Origin of the sequence: Acidovorax sp. Root70 (genome assembly GCF_001428225.1) — a bacterium.
In the GTDB taxonomy this organism is placed as follows: Bacteria; Pseudomonadota; Gammaproteobacteria; order Burkholderiales; family Burkholderiaceae_C; genus Acidovorax.
In genome coordinates this window covers 360424-376436 of the sequence record NZ_LMHQ01000028.1, presented here as the reverse complement: position 1 = coordinate 376436, position 16013 = coordinate 360424, and the positions used below count along the sequence as shown (strand labels likewise).

The window sequence follows — 16013 nt, the reverse complement described above, 5'->3', positions numbered from 1 at the left end:
CAATTGTGCTGATAGCTATTTATTTGATAGCGAATCGAGTGCCAGATTCAAGGCCAAAACGTTCACACGCGGCTCACCCAGCAGGCCCAGCCAGGGGGTGTCGGTGTGCTGCTGCACCAAGGCTTGCACCTGTGCCACGGGCAGGCCCCTGGCACGGGCCACGCGTTCGCTCTGGTAGGCGGCGGCTGCCGGGCTGATGTGGGGGTCCAGCCCGCTGGCCGATGCGGTGACCAGATCCACCGGAACGGGTTGGGTGTTGCCGGGGTCGGCAGCGCGCAGGGCCTCGATGCGCGCCTTGACGGCATCGATCAACGCCGGGTTGGTGGGGCCCAGGTTGGAGCCACCCGAGGCGGCTGCGTTGTAAGGCATGGGCGTGGTGGCCGAGGGGCGGCCCCAGAAGTGGCCGGGCTCGGTGAACGACTGGCCGATCAGCTTAGAGCCCACGGCCTTGCCCCCATGGGTAATGAGACTGCCGTTGGCCTGGTGCGGGAAGGCGGTTTGCGCCACGCCCGTGACGGCCAGCGGGTACAGCAGGCCGGTGACGAGGGACAGCACGACAAACAACGTGAGGGCGGGGCGCAACACGCCTCCGGTGCTGGCGGGCGCGTCGTCGCGGGGGATACGGATAGGCATACGATTTTCCTTGTCAGTGATTGGGAGCTGTGATGGCGAATGTGCAGCGATCAGGTCAGACCGGCGGTGGCCAGCACCATGTCAATCAACTTGATGCCAATGAACGGCACCACCATGCCTCCCAGTCCGTAGATGGCCAGGTTGCGGCGCAGCAGCGCGGCGGCGCCCACGGCGCGGTAGGCCACGCCCTTCAGGGCCAGCGGGATCAAAAAGATGATGATCAGTGCGTTGAACACCACGGCGGACAGGATGGCCGACGAGGGGCTGGCCAGGTGCATGAAGTTCAGCGCCGACAACTGCGGGTAGGTGGTGACAAACGCCGCCGGGATGATGGCGAAGTACTTGGCGATGTCGTTGGCGATGCTGAAGGTGGTGAGCGAACCGCGCGTCATCAGCATCTGCTTGCCCGTCTCCACGATCTCGATGAGCTTGGTGGGGTTGCTGTCCAGGTCCACCATGTTGCCCGCCTCCTTGGCGGCCTGGGTGCCGGTGTTCATGGCCACGGCCACGTCGGCCTGGGCCAGGGCGGGGGCATCGTTGGTGCCGTCGCCCGTCATGGCCACCAGCTGGCCATTGGCCTGGTGGCTGCGGATGAGCTGCAGCTTGGCCTCGGGCGTAGCCTCGGCCAGAAAGTCGTCCACACCCGCCTCGGCGGCAATGGCGGCGGCCGTCAGGCGGTTGTCGCCCGTCACCATCACGGTCTTGATGCCCATGCGGCGCAGTTCGGCAAAGCGCTCTTTGATGCCGCCCTTCACCACGTCTTTGAGTTCCACCACGCCCAGCACATGGGCATCATCGGCCACCACCAGTGGGGTGCTGCCACGGCGCGATACATCGTCCACCGCCGTCTGCACAGCGGTGGGGAAGCGCCCGCCCAGGGCCTCCACATGCTTGCGGATGGCGTCTGCTGCACCTTTGCGCAGCAGGCGTGGGCCGGGCAGGTCCACGCCGCTCATGCGCGTTTGAGCCGTGAAGTGCACGAACTGGGCGCCCAGGGCTTCGACGTCGCGCTCGCGCAGGTTGAACTTCTGCTTGGCCAGTACGACGATGCTGCGGCCTTCGGGCGTTTCGTCGGCCAGCGATGCCAATTGGGCGGCGTCGGCCAGGGCGGCATCCGTGACACCCGGGGCCGAGATGAACTGGCTGGCCTGGCGGTTGCCCAGGGTGATGGTGCCGGTCTTGTCCAGCAGCAGCACGTCCACATCGCCCGCGGCCTCCACGGCGCGGCCCGAGGTGGCGATCACATTGGCCTGCATCATGCGGCTCATGCCTGCCACGCCGATGGCGCTGAGCAGGCCCGCGATGGTGGTGGGGATCAGGCACACCAGCAGAGCCACCAGCACCACCAGGCTCACCGGTTCGCCTGAGCCACTGGCCTGCACGCTGAACAGCGAGAATGGCAGCAGCGTGACCACCACGCCCAAGAACACGATGGTCAGCGCCACCAGCAGGATGGTTAGCGCGATCTCATTGGGTGTCTTGTGGCGCTTGGCGTTTTCGACCATGGCGATCATGCGGTCCACAAAGGTCTCGCCGGGGTTCACGGCCACGCGCACCACGATCCAGTCGGACAGCACGCGGGTGCCGCCCGTCACGGCCGAGAAGTCGCCGCCCGATTCGCGGATCACCGGAGCGGATTCGCCCGTGATGGCGCTTTCGTCCACCGAGGCCACGCCGTCGATCACCTCGCCATCGGCGGGTATGGTGTCACCGGCTTCCACCAGCACCACATCGCCTTTGCGCAGGTGGGCGGCCTCCAGCGGCAGCCAGGTCATCTCGGTGCGTGGGGTGGTGCGGTCGAAATGGCCGTCGAGCTTCTTGGCCCAGGTTTGCTTCTTGAGGCCGCGCAACGAGGCCGCCTGCGCCTTGCTGCGGCCCTCGGCCATGGCCTCGGCAAAGTTGGCGAACAGCACGGTGAACCACAGCCACAACGCCACGGCGGCGGTGAAGCCCTCGGGTTGGCTGGCGGCCAGTGCAGTGGTGAAGGCGCTGCCCACGTACACCACAAACATCACCGGGTTGCGCCATTGCACGCGCGGGTCCAGCTTCTTGAAGGCCTCCAGCAGCGCGGGGCGCACCAGGGCGGGGTCGAACAGGGTCAATGTCTTGCGAGTCATCACAATCTCCGTGCCATTTCTTTAGCGTGTAGTCAGCACCAAATGCTCGACCACGGGGCCCAGCGCCAGGGCGGGCACATAGTTCAGCAAGCCCACCAGCAGCACCACGCCTGCCAGCAGCGCCACAAACAGTGGGCCGTGCGTGGGCAAGGTGCCATCGGTGGCGGTGGCGCGCTTTTTGGCGGCGAGGGACCCGGCCATGGCCAGCACCGGCACGATCACGCCAAAGCGCCCCAGCCACATGGCCACGGCCAGCAGCACGTTGTAGAAAGGGGTGTTGGCCGACAGGCCCGCGAAGGCGCTGCCGTTGTTGTTGGCGGCGGAAGACAGCGCATACAGCACCTGGCTAAAGCCGTGCGCGCCGGGGTTGGAGAGACCTGCGCGGCCTGTCTCACTCATCACTGCCACGGCGGTACCGAGCAATACGAGCAGCGGCGTGACGAGGACGGCGATGGCAACGAGCTTCATCTCGTGCGTCTCGATCTTCTTGCCCAGGTACTCGGGCGTGCGGCCAATCATCAGCCCGGCAATGAACACGGCCATGATGGCGAACACCAGCATGCCGTACAGGCCCGAGCCCACGCCGCCAAACACCACCTCGCCCATCTGCATCAGCACCATCGGCACCATGCCGCCCAGGGGCGTGAAGCTGTCGTGCATGGCAATCACCGCACCGCAGCTGGCCGCCGTGGTGATGACGGCGAACAGGGCCGAGGTGGCGATGCCAAAGCGCGTCTCCTTGCCTTCCATGTTGCCGCCCGCCTGCAGGGCGCTGGCGGCCTGGTCCACACCCAGCGATGTGAGCAGCGGGTTGCCTTGCTGCTCGAAGGCGGTGGCTGCTACTACTGCGACCACAAAGAGCAGACCCATCGTGGCCAGAATCGTCCAGCCCTGGCGCTCATCGCCCACCATGCGGCCAAACACTAGGCACAGCGCGGCGGGGATCAGGAAGATCGCCAGCATCTGCAACAGGTTGCTGGCGGCCGAGGGGTTCTCGAACGGGTGGGCCGAGTTGGCATTGAAAAAGCCGCCGCCGTTGGTGCCCAGCATCTTGATGGCCAACTGCGAGGCCACCGGGCCCATGGCCAGGGTTTGGGTGGTTTGTGTGGCGGGCTCGGTGACGGGAGCGCCCTGGGCGTCCAGCACAGGCTGGCCTGCGGCATCGAGCTTGGGCGCTTCGTAGTGCACGGGCTCCAGCGTCTGCACTGGCGTGTAGGGCGACAGGTTTTGAATCACCCCCTGGCCTGCAAACACCACGGCCAGTACCAGCGACAGGGGCAGCAGCACCCACAGCGTGGCGCGGGTGATGTCGGCCCACACGTTGCCAATGCTTTGTACGGAGTGCCGGGAAAAGCCGCGCACCAATGCCACGACGACGACGAGGCCCGTGGCGGCAGACAGAAAGTTCTGCACCGTCAGCGCCAGCATCTGCGTGAGGTAGCTCATGGTGCTCTCGCCGCCATAGCCCTGCCAGTTGGTGTTGGTGACAAAACTGATGGCGGTGTTGAAGGCCGAGTCGGGTGCCACCGCAGCCATGCTCTGCGGGTTGAATGGCAACACGGCCTGCCAGCGCTGCAGCGCATACACCGCCAGCACGCCCAGGCCGTTGAACACCAGCAGGCCCAGCGCGTAGCGCAGCCAGCCGGTTTCTTCCTCGGGCCGCACGCCAGCCAGTTGGAACAGCGGCCCCTCCAGCCGTCGCCCCAGGGCAAAGCGGCCCGCCATCACGGTGTCGATGTAACGCGCCAGCGGCCAAGCCAGCGCCAGCAGCAGTGCCAAAAACACTGCCAATTGCAGCCAGGCACCGGTGCTCATGAAAAGTCCTCTGGCCGCAGCAGCACCGCGACCAAGTACACCAAGAGGCCTGCAGCCAGCACGGCCGCCAGAATCATCCAGCCGCTGGTCATGACCGCCCCCCTTGTGCCTGGCGTTGCAGCAGCGCGCAACCTTTGGCCAAGCCATAGACGGTCAGCCACTGCAGGCCTCCCACCGTCATCAATATCCAGTCCATATCGTCCTCCTTGAGACATGGACCGATGCTAGGAACGGCCGCATCAAGACGGGCGCAAGAGTGCGGGGTGCGATATCAAGATCGCATCAAGATGCGCGGACGCCAGGCCAGGTGGGCAGAAAGATGTATGGTGGTTTGCTATTGAATTTATAGCTTCATGCGCATGATATTCAAGCGCTAAAGGCTGTTTTTATTCAAAGTTTTGCGTTGAAGCGCGGGTTTGCCGGTGCTCGCACTGGTTTCGGGTGTCTGCACGTTCGGCGTGTGGCGCACCTTGAGGTCTGTCCGTTCTCCCAACGGGTCATTGGAGAGCGCTCACATCAGCCCGCAGCAAAGGCGCTCGCAAGCTGCGATCATCCCCACCCTGCATCACGCTTCTTTTCTTCATGACCCAGGCCACATCGCTCCGTCCCAGCGCTTCCAGTCCGCTCGATTCCCTTGTCCCTCTGCTGTTTGTGGCGCTCTGGAGCACCGGCTTTATCGGCGCCAAGCTGGGTCTGCCGTATGTGGAGCCGCTGACCTTTCTCGGGCTGCGCTTTGCCATCGTCACCGTGCTCATGCTGGCTGTGGTGGCGGTGGTGCGTGCGCCCTGGCCACCGACGGGCAGGGCCTGGGGTCACATCGCGGTGTCGGGCCTGCTGGTGCATGGCGTTTACCTGGGCGGGGTGTTCATGGCGATTGGGCACGGGCTGCCGTCGGGCATCACAGCGCTGGTGGTGGGCTTGCAGCCGCTGCTGACAGCCCTGGTGGCCGGGGCTTTGCTGGGTGAGAAGGTGCGGCCTGCCCAATGGGCGGGCCTGGCCCTGGGCTTTACCGGCGTCGCGCTGGTGGTGGCCGGCAAGGTGGCTACCGTGCCGGCGGGTGCTTTGCTGGGCATGCTGCTGCCAGCGGTGGTTGCGCTGCTGGGCATCACGGCGGGCACGCTGTACCAAAAGCGGTTTTGCCCCTCGTTCGATTTGCGCACGGGTTCGGTCATCCAGTACCTGCCCTGTGCGGTGGCTATGGCTGCCGTCGCCTACGCCACCGAATCCATGGCCATATCGTGGACCGGCGAGTTTGTGTTTGCGCTGGGCTGGCTGGTGCTGGTGTTGTAACTGGGCGCGGTGAGCCTGCTGAACTTGCTCATTCGCCGGGGCGGCGCGGTGAACGTGGCCAGCCTGTTTTACCTGACCCCGCCCACCACGGCGCTGATCGCCTGGGCCATGTTTGGCGAGACGCTCAGCGGCTGGGCACTGGCGGGTATGGGGTTGGCGGCTGCGGGTGTGTGGCTGGCGCGGCAGACGCGTTAGGGCCTTCAAAGGCCCTGCGGATCACAGCTTGCGCAGCCGTTCCAGCGCGGCGCGCAGCGTCTCGTCCTTCTTGGCGAAGCAGAACCGCACCACACGCTGGTCAAACCCATCGCCATAAAACGCCGACAACGGAATCGCGGCCACGCCCACTTCGCGGGTGAGCCACTGGCAGAAATCGGCCTCGTTCAAGTCGCTGATCGCTGAGATGTCCACGCACTGGAAGTAGCTGCCGGTGCTGGGCAGCAGCTTGAAGCGTGAGCCCTCTAGCCCCTGACGGAACAGGTCGCGTTTGGCCTGGTAGAAGGCCGGCAGTTGCAGGTAAGGCTTGGGATCGTGGAGGTAGGCCGCCAGGCCGTGCTGCATGGGCGTGTTGACGGTGAACACATTGAACTGGTGCACCTTGCGGAACTCGGCCGTCAGGGCGGCAGGGGCCGCCACGGTGCCGACCTTCCAGCCGGTGACGTGGAAGGTCTTGCCAAAGCTCGACACGATGAAGGCACGGGCGGCCAGGCCTGCAAAACGTGCGGCGCTCTGGTGCTCGGCGCCGTCGAACACCATGTGCTCGTACACCTCGTCGCTGATGAGCAGGATGTCGGTGGGGGCGAGCAGGTCTTCGAGCTGGCGCATTTCCTCGGCCGTCCAGATGGTGGCGCTGGGGTTGTGCGGGCTGTTGATGAGGATGGCGCGGGTGCGGGGCGTGATGGCCGCGCTGATCCTGGCGAAGTCGGGCCGGAAGGTGCCGGGCGTGAGTGGCACGCGCACGGCCTTGCCACCGGCCAGCTCGATGTTGGGTACATAGCTGTCGTAGCAGGGGTCGAGCACGATCACCTCGTCGCCGGGGTGCACGATGGCCAGGATGGCGGTGATGATGGCCTGCGTGGCGCCCGCGGTGATGGTGATTTCGGTGTTGGGGTGGTAGGCCCGGTCGTGCAACGCCTCGATCTTGTGGGCCACGGCTTCGCGCAGGGCGGGCACGCCAGGCATGGGCGGGTACTGGTTGTGCCCGGCCTGCATGGCGGCAGTGACGGCGTTCACCAGCTCGGGCGCGCATTCAAAGTCGGGGAAGCCCTGGCCCAGGTTGACGGCCTTGTGCTCGGTGGCCAGGGCGGACATCACGGTGAAGATGGTGGTGCCGACGTTGGGCAGCTTGCTGGGGAAAGCGGGGGTGCGGGCGGTGGTGGATGTCATGGCGCAGCGGCTTGGAAAACGGGAAAATTCTGGAGGAGTCAGTATGTTTCTGGCCTGAATGCAGGTCAGAGTTCGTAGTCGTTGACATGGCCCGTCATGGCGCGGGCGATGAGTTCACGGCTCAATCGGTCGCTGAGCAGCTCGGCAAACTTGTAGACAAAATTGCGCAGGTAGGCGCCGCGCTTGAAGGCCACGCGCGCCACGCTCTGGCCGAACAGGTGGCCCACGGGGCGCACAGCGAGGTCACCCACCGGGTCGTCGCGCATGGCCATCTCGGCCACGATGCCGATGCCCAGGCCCAGGCGCACATAGGTTTTGATCACATCGGAGTCGATGGCTTCGAGCACGATGCGGGGCGTGAGTTTGCGCGCCGCAAAGGCGTGGTCGATCTTGCCCCGGCCGGTGAAGGAGGGGTGATAGGTGATTAGTGCCTCATGGGCCAGGTCGTCCAGTCCAATGCGCTCCTTTTGCGCCAGCGGGTGGTCGTTGGGCACGACCAGCACGTGCTGCCATTCGTAGCAGGGCAGGGTGACGAGTTCGGGGTAGTCGGCCAGGGATTCGGTGGCCATGCCGATCTCGGCCACCTCGTCGATGATCATGCGGGCCACTTCGTGGGGCGTGGCCTGGTGCAGGCTCACGTTGACCTTGGGGTAGGCCTCGCGCAGCCGCGCCACGGGCACCGGCAGCACGTAGCGCGCCTGGGTGTGGGTGGTGGCGATGCTGAGGGTGCCGCTGTCTTGCGCGCTGAATTGCTCGCCAATGCGCTTGAGGTTACCCACCTCGCGCATGATGACTTCGATGCTCTTGAGCACGTGCTGGCCGGGCTCGGTGATGCGCTTGAGGCGCTTGCCGTGGCGGGCAAAGATGTCCACGCCCAGTTCTTCTTCCAGCTCGATGATGGCCTTGGAAACGCCCGGCTGCGAAGTATGCAGGGCCTTGGCGGCCTCGGTCAGGTTGAGGTTGCGACGCGCAGCCTCTTGAACGAAGCGGAATTGGTGCAGATTCATATCGAATATTGCCTAAAGAATTGCATCATTATGATGCAATCGTCTAAGCAAACGGTCGGCACCTCAGAAATTTCAGGCTGGCGGGCTTTCGCAGGCGATCTCTGCCATCAAGGCCGTCATGCGTGGGTCCTCACCAATGGCGGCTTGCACATGAAACTGCGCGCCTGGGTGGGTGGTGCGCAGCTCCTGCACCAGCAAGGGCAAATCCTCCCGGGCATGTTTGCCGGTGCCTAGGAACATGGGCACCACCGTCACGGCGGTGGCCCCATCGGCCACCAGTTGCCGGACGGCCTCCGGCAGGGATGGCTCACACAGTTCCAGGTAGGCACAGCTGACCCTGCGGTCCGGGCTCTGCGCTGCGATGCGCGTTGCGACTGCCTCCATGGGGGCGCGCCACAGGGGGTCGCGGGACCCGTGGGCAAACAGGACGATGGCTTGGGTCATGGGCGAGGCAAAGTCAGAGTGTCAGCGTCTCAGCACCAGCCAGCCAAACGCCGCCAGCGAGAGCAGGGAATAGATCAGGCCGGGCGCCGCCGCTGTCAGCCATGGTGACCAGTTTTGCAGGTTGCCCGCATAGCCGAAAACGTTGTTGAGCAGGAAGAAGCTGATGCCCGCCATCACGCCGCCGAACACGTAGCCCGCGATGCCGCCCGAGCGAAAATGCAGGTATGCAAAAGGCAGCGCCAGCACCACCATCACCAGGCAGCTCAAGGGGTAGAACACCTTGCGCCAGAACTCGATTTCGTACTTTTGGGCGGACTGCCCATTGGCGTTCAGGTGTCGGATGAACTGAAAGAGGTCCAGCGTGGCCATGCGGTCGGGCTTGAGCAGGGACGCGGCCACCATGTCGGCGCTGATCTTGGTCGGCCACTGCAGGGAGGGGCTTTCCTGGTGCTCCACACGGGCCTCGTTCTTGTCGTTTTGCTGCTCAAAGTGGCTGCGCTGCACCTTCTCCAAGGTCCACGATCCATCTGGGCCGAACTGCCCGGATGCTGCCCGCGTCTGCGAAGCCAGGCGGCCCTTGTCGTCGAACTCGAAGATGCGCACGTCCAGCATGCCGCCATTGGGGGTGAGTGCGCGCACGTTGACGGCAAACGAATGGTCCTCCTGTCGCTCTTTCAGCCATGCGCCCGTGGCGCCCGCTGTCAGCCGCCCCAGGTAGCGCACCTTGATGAGCTGCGCGGTGCGGTCGGTCAAGGGGGCCAGGTAGTCACCGACAGCAAAGGTCAGCAGCACAAAGACGCCGCCGAGCGTGAGCAGGGTGCGCAGCGCGCGCCAGGGGCCCATGCCGCTGGTGCGCATGATGGTGAACTCCGAGCTTTGGGCCAGGCGCGCCATCACGAAGATGGTGCCGATCAGTACCGTGATCGGCAGTAGTTCATACAGGTGACTGGGGATGCTGAGCACCACGAACAGCAGCGCGTGCGAGAGCTGGTAGCCATCGGCACCCGCACGGCCTACCCAGCGCAGTTCATCCACCAGGTCAAAGAAGAAGAACAGGGCCAGAAAGCCCACAGTGACAAAGGCGACGGCGCCCAGCGCCTCTCGGTGAATCAGGCGTCGGATGGTTTTCATGTGGGCTGCCCTCCGGCACGCAGGGACTGCCCCATGCGGCGCACCGTCCACTGGTTGTGGCGTACCGCCAGCACCAGCAGCGAGGCTGCCAGCATGCCGCCATGCAGCATCACCATGAAGCTGGTCAGGCCCAGCCGGTCCGCACCCACCCAGCTCTGGCCCAGGGTCATGAGGTTGTAGTAGACGATGAAGGCAAACAGCGCAAACACCATGCTGGTGCTGCGCGCCGCGCGTGGGTTGACGCTCGCCACGGCCAGGCCCAGCAGCACAAAGTTGAGGGCGGCCAGAGCCAGGCCCAGCCGCCATCCCAGCTCGGCGCGGTAGGCCGGCAGCGGCTGCATCATGAGGTCGTAGGTGGTGCGTGTCTTCACCGCTTGTTCTTCTGCCGACCCGGGGGGCGCGCTACCGATGCGGGTGCCGTACAGACTGAACTCGCTGATCTTCACGCCGGGCTTGTCACGCGAAGTCTCCAGGCGCTGGCCGTCGCTGAGCAGGGCCATGCGTTCGCCGCCCTGGGTTTCCAGCCGGGCGCTGCGGGCGGAGGTGACGGATTCACGTTTACCGTCATTGGCAGCGATGAAGACGTTGTTGGCGGCCAGTGTGTCCGGGGTGTCCTTGTCGATGAAGAACACCCGGCTCCCGTTGGACGACTCCTGGAACTCGCCCGGGGCGATGCGGTCGATGTCGCTGCGTTGCTCGTAGCGGGTCTTGAGTTCCTGGATCTGGGAGTTGGCCCACGGCCACACCAGCAGCGACAGCACGGAGATCACCACCATCACCGGCCAGGCAAATCTCAGCAGCGGTCGCACCAGGCTGATCAGGCCGCGCCCGCTGGCGAACCAGATCACCATTTCGCTGTCACGGTACATGCGCGACAGCGTGCCGACCACCGCAATGAACAGGCTGAGGCTGAGAATGGTGGGCAACTGCCCCAATACGGTGAAGCCCATGACGAGCATCACGTCGGACGGGCTGACGCTGCCCTTGGAGGCCTGACCCAGCGTGCGGATGAGCATCATGGTCATGACCACGGTCACCAGCACCACAAGGGTCGCGCCGAAGCTGCGCGCCAGCTCCTTGCGGATGGATGAATCGAATAACATTGGCTGGAAGGAAAACACCAATTATGAACTTTGATCTCAAGACCCTTGAACTTGCTGCGGCAGCTTCGGAGAAATGCGACCTGCTGATCGTCCTGCTGCCCGAGGGCTTCAAGCCCGGCAAGGATGCGCTGTCCGCGCTGGCGGCCTTGGCGCTGAAGAACGGAGATCTGACCACCAAGGCGGGCAAACACCTGCAGCTGTACCAAGTGCCCGCCGTTGCAGCCCGCCGCGTGGTGCTGGTGGGGCTGGGCGATGGTTCGGCGCGCGCAACGCGTCAGGCACTGCAGTCGTTGGGTGGCGCCATCAAGGCGCCGCAGACCAAGCGGGTGGTGCTGTGTTTCGCAGGGGAGGCCCCGGCTGCGGCCGTTTGCGCTGCCGTTCAGGCGGTGGCAGACGTGAGCTATGTGTACACCACCACCAAGACCAAGGTAGAGGCGCGCAGCCTGAGCCGCTGTGTGGTGGGTGTGCCCGATGCGGCCAGCGCGCGTGACGGATTTGACAGCGGTGTGGCCTTGGTGGCTGGCGTGGAGTTTGCGCGGGAATGGGGCAACCGCCCGGCCAACCATGCCACCCCCAGCCTTCTGGCCGACGCGGCCAAAACCCTGACCAAGCTGCCACGCATCCAGTGCAAGGTGCATGGTCCGGCAGAGGTGGCACGTCTGGGCATGGGCGCCTTCATGGCGGTGGCAAAGGGCTCTGAAGAGCCCCTGCGTTTCATCGAGCTGCGCTACAACGGCGCTGCCAAGGACCAGGCGCCGGTCGTGTTGGTAGGCAAGGGCATCACCTTTGACACCGGCGGCATCTCGATCAAGCCTGCGCCCGAGATGGACGAGATGAAGTTTGACATGTGCGGCGCAGCCAGCGTGCTGGGGACCTTCCGCGCGCTGGGAGAACTGCAGCCTGCCATCAATGTGGTGGGCCTGATCCCCGCGTGCGAGAACATGCCAGACGGGCGGGCCGTCAAGCCGGGCGACGTGGTCACCAGCATGAGCGGCCAGACCATCGAGATTTTGAACACCGACGCTGAAGGGCGCCTGGTGCTGTGCGATGCGTTGACTTACGCCGCGCGATTCAAGCCTGCCGCCGTGGTGGATATCGCCACACTGACGGGCGCCTGCGTGATCGCGCTGGGCGGCGTGCGCAGCGGCTTGTTTGCCAATAACGACGGCCTGGCGGAGTCCTTGCAGGCCGCCGGGGAGGCCGCGCAAGACCTCTGCTGGCGCATGCCGCTGGACGATGACTACGCAGACGGCCTCAAGAGCAACTTTGCCGACATGGGCAATGTGGCCGGCCGTGCGGGTGGTTCCATCACTGCTGCGAAGTTCTTGCAAAAGTTCGTGGGCGATATGCCCTGGGCGCACCTGGATATTGCGGGTACTGCCTGGAAGGGAGGCGCTGCCAAAGGGTCTACAGGGCGCCCGGTGGGCCTGCTGGTGCACTATGTGTTGGAACAGTCCAAGGCGCAGGTTCGTCAGGCCAAGGCTCCCAAGTCCACGTCGCGCATTGCGACCAAGACGGCCGCCGGAGTGGCCGGTAAGCCAGCGGCCAAGCGGTCCTCCAGCACCAAGGCTGCGTGACGGTGCCATGACCGAGGTGGCTTTTCACTTCAACGCACCAGACAAGCTGGCCTATGCATGCCGTTTTGCGCGCAAGGCTCAGCGCACAGGGGCTCGTCTGGTCATCGCGGCGCCTGCGGATGCGCTTCAGGCGCTGGACCGCATGCTCTGGTTGATGGCCCCTCAGGACTTTGTGGCCCACTGCCACGCCGATGCTGACGAGGAGTTGGTTCAGGCGTCTCCGGTATTGCTGGCGCAGGATGCACGCCTGGCACCACACCATGAAGTCCTCTTGAATCTCAATGCGGAAGTCCCGGAAGGTTTTGGCCGGTTTGACCGCCTTGTGGAAGTGGTGAGTGCCCAGGACGAAACCGACCGTGCCCAGGCGCGCGCGCGGTGGCGCCACTACGCCTCCCGGGGCTACGCCATCACCCGCCATGATCTGGTGTTGAAAGCAGGCTGATGGCGCTGCCACCCAAGACCCCTCCGCGTTTTGTACCCACGCTCACCGAAGTGGTGCAGGTGCCCGATGCCGCACCGCTCGCACCGGGTGCTTCGAGTCCGGCGGCGCGCACCACGGTTCTGTCGCCGTCGCAGTCTGCCGCTATGGCCAAGGCCGCGGCGCCCGCCGTGCGGCCGGGTGGTGCGCCACCGGCCGCCGCGCCTTCCATCACTGCGCGTCCTGTCGCCTCCCCGGTGGCTGCGCCATGGCCCGCGGTTTCTCCTCAGGTATCGCGTGCTCCGGTGTCGCATGGTCAACCAAGCCCGGTAGTTCCTTCTGCCCTCTCTGCAGGCCCGACACCGGGGGCCGCGCCCGCTGCGGCCCGTGCCTTGCCCGATGGAATGGAGGAGTACATGGTGCACCGCGTCATGCAGCGCGTGGATGTGGTGCTGGACCAGCGCCTGCGTGAGGCAATCGCCACGGTGGTGCAGGAGCAGACACGTTCAGTGCTTCCGCGTCTGCGCGAAGAGATCGAATCGGTGGTGAGGCATGCCGTGTACGAGGCAGTTGCGGACGAGCTGGCCAGTGGCGTGCCCCCTATGCCAAAGGGATGACAGGGTATTCCCCTGTGGTTTCTCTCGCGTTTAATCGTGTTCCCTAATGATCTGGCCCGTAAATTGCGATATGTTCGCCTGCGTTGAGACACAAGAAGATTCTCAGCGTTTATCTTTACTGGAGATTTGATATGCAATTGAAGTTGAAACTGACCGTGGTTGCTGCTATCGCGGCTGTTGCTGGTATGGCCTCTGCACAAGAGCAAGTGGTCAAGATCGGCCACGTGGCTCCGGTTTCCGGCGCCCAAGCCCACTACGGCAAGGACAACGAAAATGGCGCCCGCATGGCCATTGAAGAGCTGAACGCTCAGGGCATCACCATCGGTGGCAAGAAGATCAAGTTCGAGCTGCAAGCTGAAGATGACGCTGCCGATCCAAAGCAGGGCACTGCTGCCGCACAAAAGCTGTGCGACTCCAAGGTCGCTGGCGTTGTCGGCCACCTCAACTCCGGTACGACGATCCCCGCATCCAAGGTGTACAACGATTGCGGCATCCCGATGGTGACAGGCGCTGCGACCAACCCCAACCTGACCAAGCCTGGCTACAAGACCACGTTCCGTATCATCGCCAACGACAACGCCCTGGGCGCTGGTCTGGCGTTCTACGCTGTGGACACCCTGAAGCTCAAGACCGTTGCGATCATCGATGACCGTACCGCTTACGGCCAAGGCGTTGCCGACGTGTTCAAGAAGACTGCCGCAGCCAAGGGCATGAAGGTTGTGGACGAGCAGTTCACCACCGACAAGGCCACCGACTTCATGGCCATCTTGACCGCCATCAAGGCCAAGAACCCTGATGCCGTGTTCTTCGGCGGTATGGATCCTCAGGCTGGCCCCATGCTGCGTCAGATGGAGCAACTGGGCATGGCCAATGTCAAGTACTTCGGTGGCGACGGCGTCTGCACCTCCGAGATCGCCAAGCTGGCTGCTGGTGCCAAGACCCTGGCCAACGTGATCTGCGCTGAAGGCGGCTCTTCGCTGGCCAAGATGCCCGGCGGCACGGCCTGGAAGGCCAAGTACGATGCCAAGTACCCCAACCAGTTCCAGGTGTACAGCCCCTACACCTACGACGCCACGTTCCTGCTGGTCGACGCTATGAAGCGTGCCAACTCCGTGGACCCCAAGGTGTACGTGAACGAACTCGCCAAGGCCAACTTCAAGGGTGTGACCTCCACCATCGCCTTCGAACCCAACGGCGAAATGAAGAACCCTGCCATCACGCTGTACGTCTACAAGGACGGCAAGAAGACACCTCTGTAATCACAGGGTATGGCTTCCTACTGCAGGGCGTTTTGATGCCCTGCAGCCATCAAAAAAGGCTTCCCGAAGGAAGCCTTTTTTGTTGTACCGCACGACCTACAGCCAGTGCTGCGACCGGCTAGCGCTGCTAGCGTCGGACCTGCAGTGAGCCAGGGTTCACGATGTTGGTCGGAGTGCCCTTGATGAAATTCACCACGTTGTCGAAGGCTGCACCAAAGTAGAGTTCGTAGCTGTCCTGCTCCACGTAGCCAATGTGTGGGGTGCAGATGCAATTCTCCAGGCGCAGCAGGGCGTGGCCTTGGAGGATCGGCTCGCTCTCGAACACATCCACTGCCGCCATCCCAGGGCGGCCGCGATTGAGTGCCGCAATCAGCGCGTCGGGTTCAATCAACTCCGCACGCGACGTATTCACCAGCAGCGAAGTGGGCTTCATGCATGACAGGTCTTCGAGCGAGATGATGCCGCGCGTTTCGTCGTTCAGGCGCAAGTGCAGCGAGATCACGTCGCATTGCGAAAAGAACTCTTCGCGCGTGGCTGCGGCCTGGTAGCCATCCGTCAGTGCCTGCGCCCGCGAAGCCTCGCGGCCCCAGACGCGTACGTTCATGCCAAACGCACGACCGTAACCCGCTACCAGTTGCCCGATGCGACCATAGCCCCAAATGCCCAGAGTTTTCCCCCGCAACACGCTGCCGAGCCCGAAGTTGGCGGGCATGGACGCGGTCTTGAGGCCGGACTGCTGCCACGCGCCATGTTTGAGGTTGGAGATGTACTGGGGCAGGCGGCGCATGGAGGCCATCACCAGGGCCCAGGTCAGCTCGGCGGGGGCTACGGGGGAGCCAACCCCTTCTGCCACGGCAATACCCCGCTCGGTGCACGCAGCCACATCAATGTGGCTGCCAATCTTGCCGGTTTGGGCAATGAGCTTGAGCCGCGGTAGTTTTTCGACCAATTGGCGTGTGATCTGGGTTCGTTCCCGGATCAGCACAATGATGTCAGCATCTTTGAGCCGCACCGAGAGCTGCCCCAGCCCTTTGACCGTGTTGGTGTAAACCTTGGCGGTGTACGTGTCGAGCCGGGAGGCGCAGTGCAGTTTGCGCACTGCATCCTGGTAATCGTCGAGGATCACAATATTCATCCCGACATTGTGCCTTGGCAGGAGCAGAGGAATGCCCCCTACGCCTCACTGGGCACATCAAAGCCTGCGGTTTTTGGTGACTGA

General features: G+C 64.2%; 14 protein-coding genes and 1 pseudogene. 5 read left to right on the top strand and 10 right to left on the bottom strand.

Annotation, left to right across the window (positions count from 1 at the left end; all coding sequences use genetic code 11):
• Positions 1–15 precede the first annotated feature (15 nt).
• Genes kdpC through kdpF form a run of 4 tightly spaced genes read right to left on the bottom strand, consistent with a single transcriptional unit; the run spans position 16 to position 4657 of the window.
• On the bottom strand, positions 16–633 hold the full coding sequence (gene kdpC / locus ASD94_RS16320) for a potassium-transporting ATPase subunit KdpC (protein ID WP_056644892.1): 618 nt from the start codon (positions 631–633) through the stop codon (positions 16–18).
• Positions 634–683: 50 nt separating this feature from the next.
• Positions 684–2750 (bottom strand): potassium-transporting ATPase subunit KdpB, encoded by a 2067-nt coding sequence (gene kdpB, locus ASD94_RS16315; protein WP_056644889.1) that lies wholly within the window; start codon positions 2748–2750, stop codon positions 684–686.
• A gap of 21 nt (positions 2751–2771) precedes the next feature.
• On the bottom strand, positions 2772–4565 hold the full coding sequence (gene kdpA / locus ASD94_RS16310) for a potassium-transporting ATPase subunit KdpA (RefSeq protein ID WP_056644887.1): 1794 nt from the start codon (positions 4563–4565) through the stop codon (positions 2772–2774).
• A complete protein-coding gene (kdpF, locus tag ASD94_RS16305) occupies positions 4562–4657 on the bottom strand; it encodes a K(+)-transporting ATPase subunit F (protein ID WP_044394814.1) in 96 nt (31 codons plus the stop codon). Before kdpF ends, kdpA begins: the two co-directional genes overlap by 4 nt.
• Positions 4658–5147: 490 nt before the next feature.
• On the opposite strand from kdpF, the pseudogene ASD94_RS16300 reads away from it, so the two are divergent.
• Positions 5148–6050 (top strand): annotated as a pseudogene (locus ASD94_RS16300) (DMT family transporter).
• 21 nt (positions 6051–6071) lie between these two features.
• On the opposite strand, the gene ASD94_RS16295 reads toward ASD94_RS16300, so the two are convergent.
• The 5 genes from ASD94_RS16295 to lptF form a co-directional block, all read right to left on the bottom strand.
• Positions 6072–7238, bottom strand: coding sequence for a pyridoxal phosphate-dependent aminotransferase (locus ASD94_RS16295; protein ID WP_056644886.1), 1167 nt, complete (start codon positions 7236–7238; stop codon positions 6072–6074).
• Positions 7239–7303: 65 nt separating this feature from the next.
• Positions 7304–8245 carry a CysB family HTH-type transcriptional regulator gene (locus ASD94_RS16290; RefSeq protein WP_056062356.1) on the bottom strand — a complete coding sequence of 314 codons (942 nt, stop codon included), beginning with the start codon at positions 8243–8245 and terminating at the stop codon, positions 7304–7306.
• A gap of 72 nt (positions 8246–8317) precedes the next feature.
• A complete protein-coding gene (locus ASD94_RS16285; protein WP_056644883.1) occupies positions 8318–8689 on the bottom strand; it encodes a sirohydrochlorin chelatase in 372 nt (123 codons plus the stop codon).
• Positions 8690–8710: 21 nt separating this feature from the next.
• Complete coding sequence (gene lptG, locus ASD94_RS16280) at positions 8711–9820, bottom strand: LPS export ABC transporter permease LptG (RefSeq protein ID WP_056644880.1); 1110 nt, start codon at positions 9818–9820, stop codon at positions 8711–8713.
• Positions 9817–10923, bottom strand: a complete 1107-nt coding sequence (lptF, locus tag ASD94_RS16275; RefSeq protein ID WP_056644877.1) for an LPS export ABC transporter permease LptF — start codon at positions 10921–10923, stop codon at positions 9817–9819. Before lptF ends, lptG begins: the two co-directional genes overlap by 4 nt.
• A gap of 23 nt (positions 10924–10946) precedes the next feature.
• Here lptF and ASD94_RS16270 point away from each other — a divergent pair, with 23 nt between their 5' ends.
• The 4 genes from ASD94_RS16270 to ASD94_RS16255 all read left to right on the top strand — a co-directional run bounded on the left by ASD94_RS16270 (position 10947) and on the right by ASD94_RS16255 (position 14794).
• The gene (locus tag ASD94_RS16270; protein WP_056644874.1) at positions 10947–12500 is read left to right on the top strand and encodes a leucyl aminopeptidase; all 1554 of its coding nucleotides are present in this window, start codon (positions 10947–10949) and stop codon (positions 12498–12500) included.
• A 7-nt stretch (positions 12501–12507) separates the two neighbouring features.
• Entirely contained in the window at positions 12508–12942 is a 435-nt protein-coding gene (locus ASD94_RS16265) for a DNA polymerase III subunit chi (RefSeq protein ID WP_056644871.1), read from the top strand.
• The gene (locus ASD94_RS24105) at positions 12942–13535 is read left to right on the top strand and encodes a hypothetical protein (RefSeq protein ID WP_082576909.1); all 594 of its coding nucleotides are present in this window, start codon (positions 12942–12944) and stop codon (positions 13533–13535) included. The genes ASD94_RS16265 and ASD94_RS24105 overlap by 1 nt, the downstream gene beginning before the upstream one ends.
• A 131-nt stretch (positions 13536–13666) precedes the next feature.
• Positions 13667–14794: a branched-chain amino acid ABC transporter substrate-binding protein gene (locus ASD94_RS16255; RefSeq protein ID WP_056644869.1), complete on the top strand. Its 1128-nt coding sequence runs from the start codon at positions 13667–13669 to the stop codon at positions 14792–14794.
• A gap of 127 nt (positions 14795–14921) precedes the next feature.
• Here the strand turns inward: ASD94_RS16255 and ASD94_RS16250 are convergent, their stop codons facing one another.
• Complete coding sequence (locus ASD94_RS16250; RefSeq protein WP_056644866.1) at positions 14922–15929, bottom strand: D-2-hydroxyacid dehydrogenase family protein; 1008 nt, start codon at positions 15927–15929, stop codon at positions 14922–14924.
• Between the last annotated feature and the right edge of the window lie 84 nt (positions 15930–16013).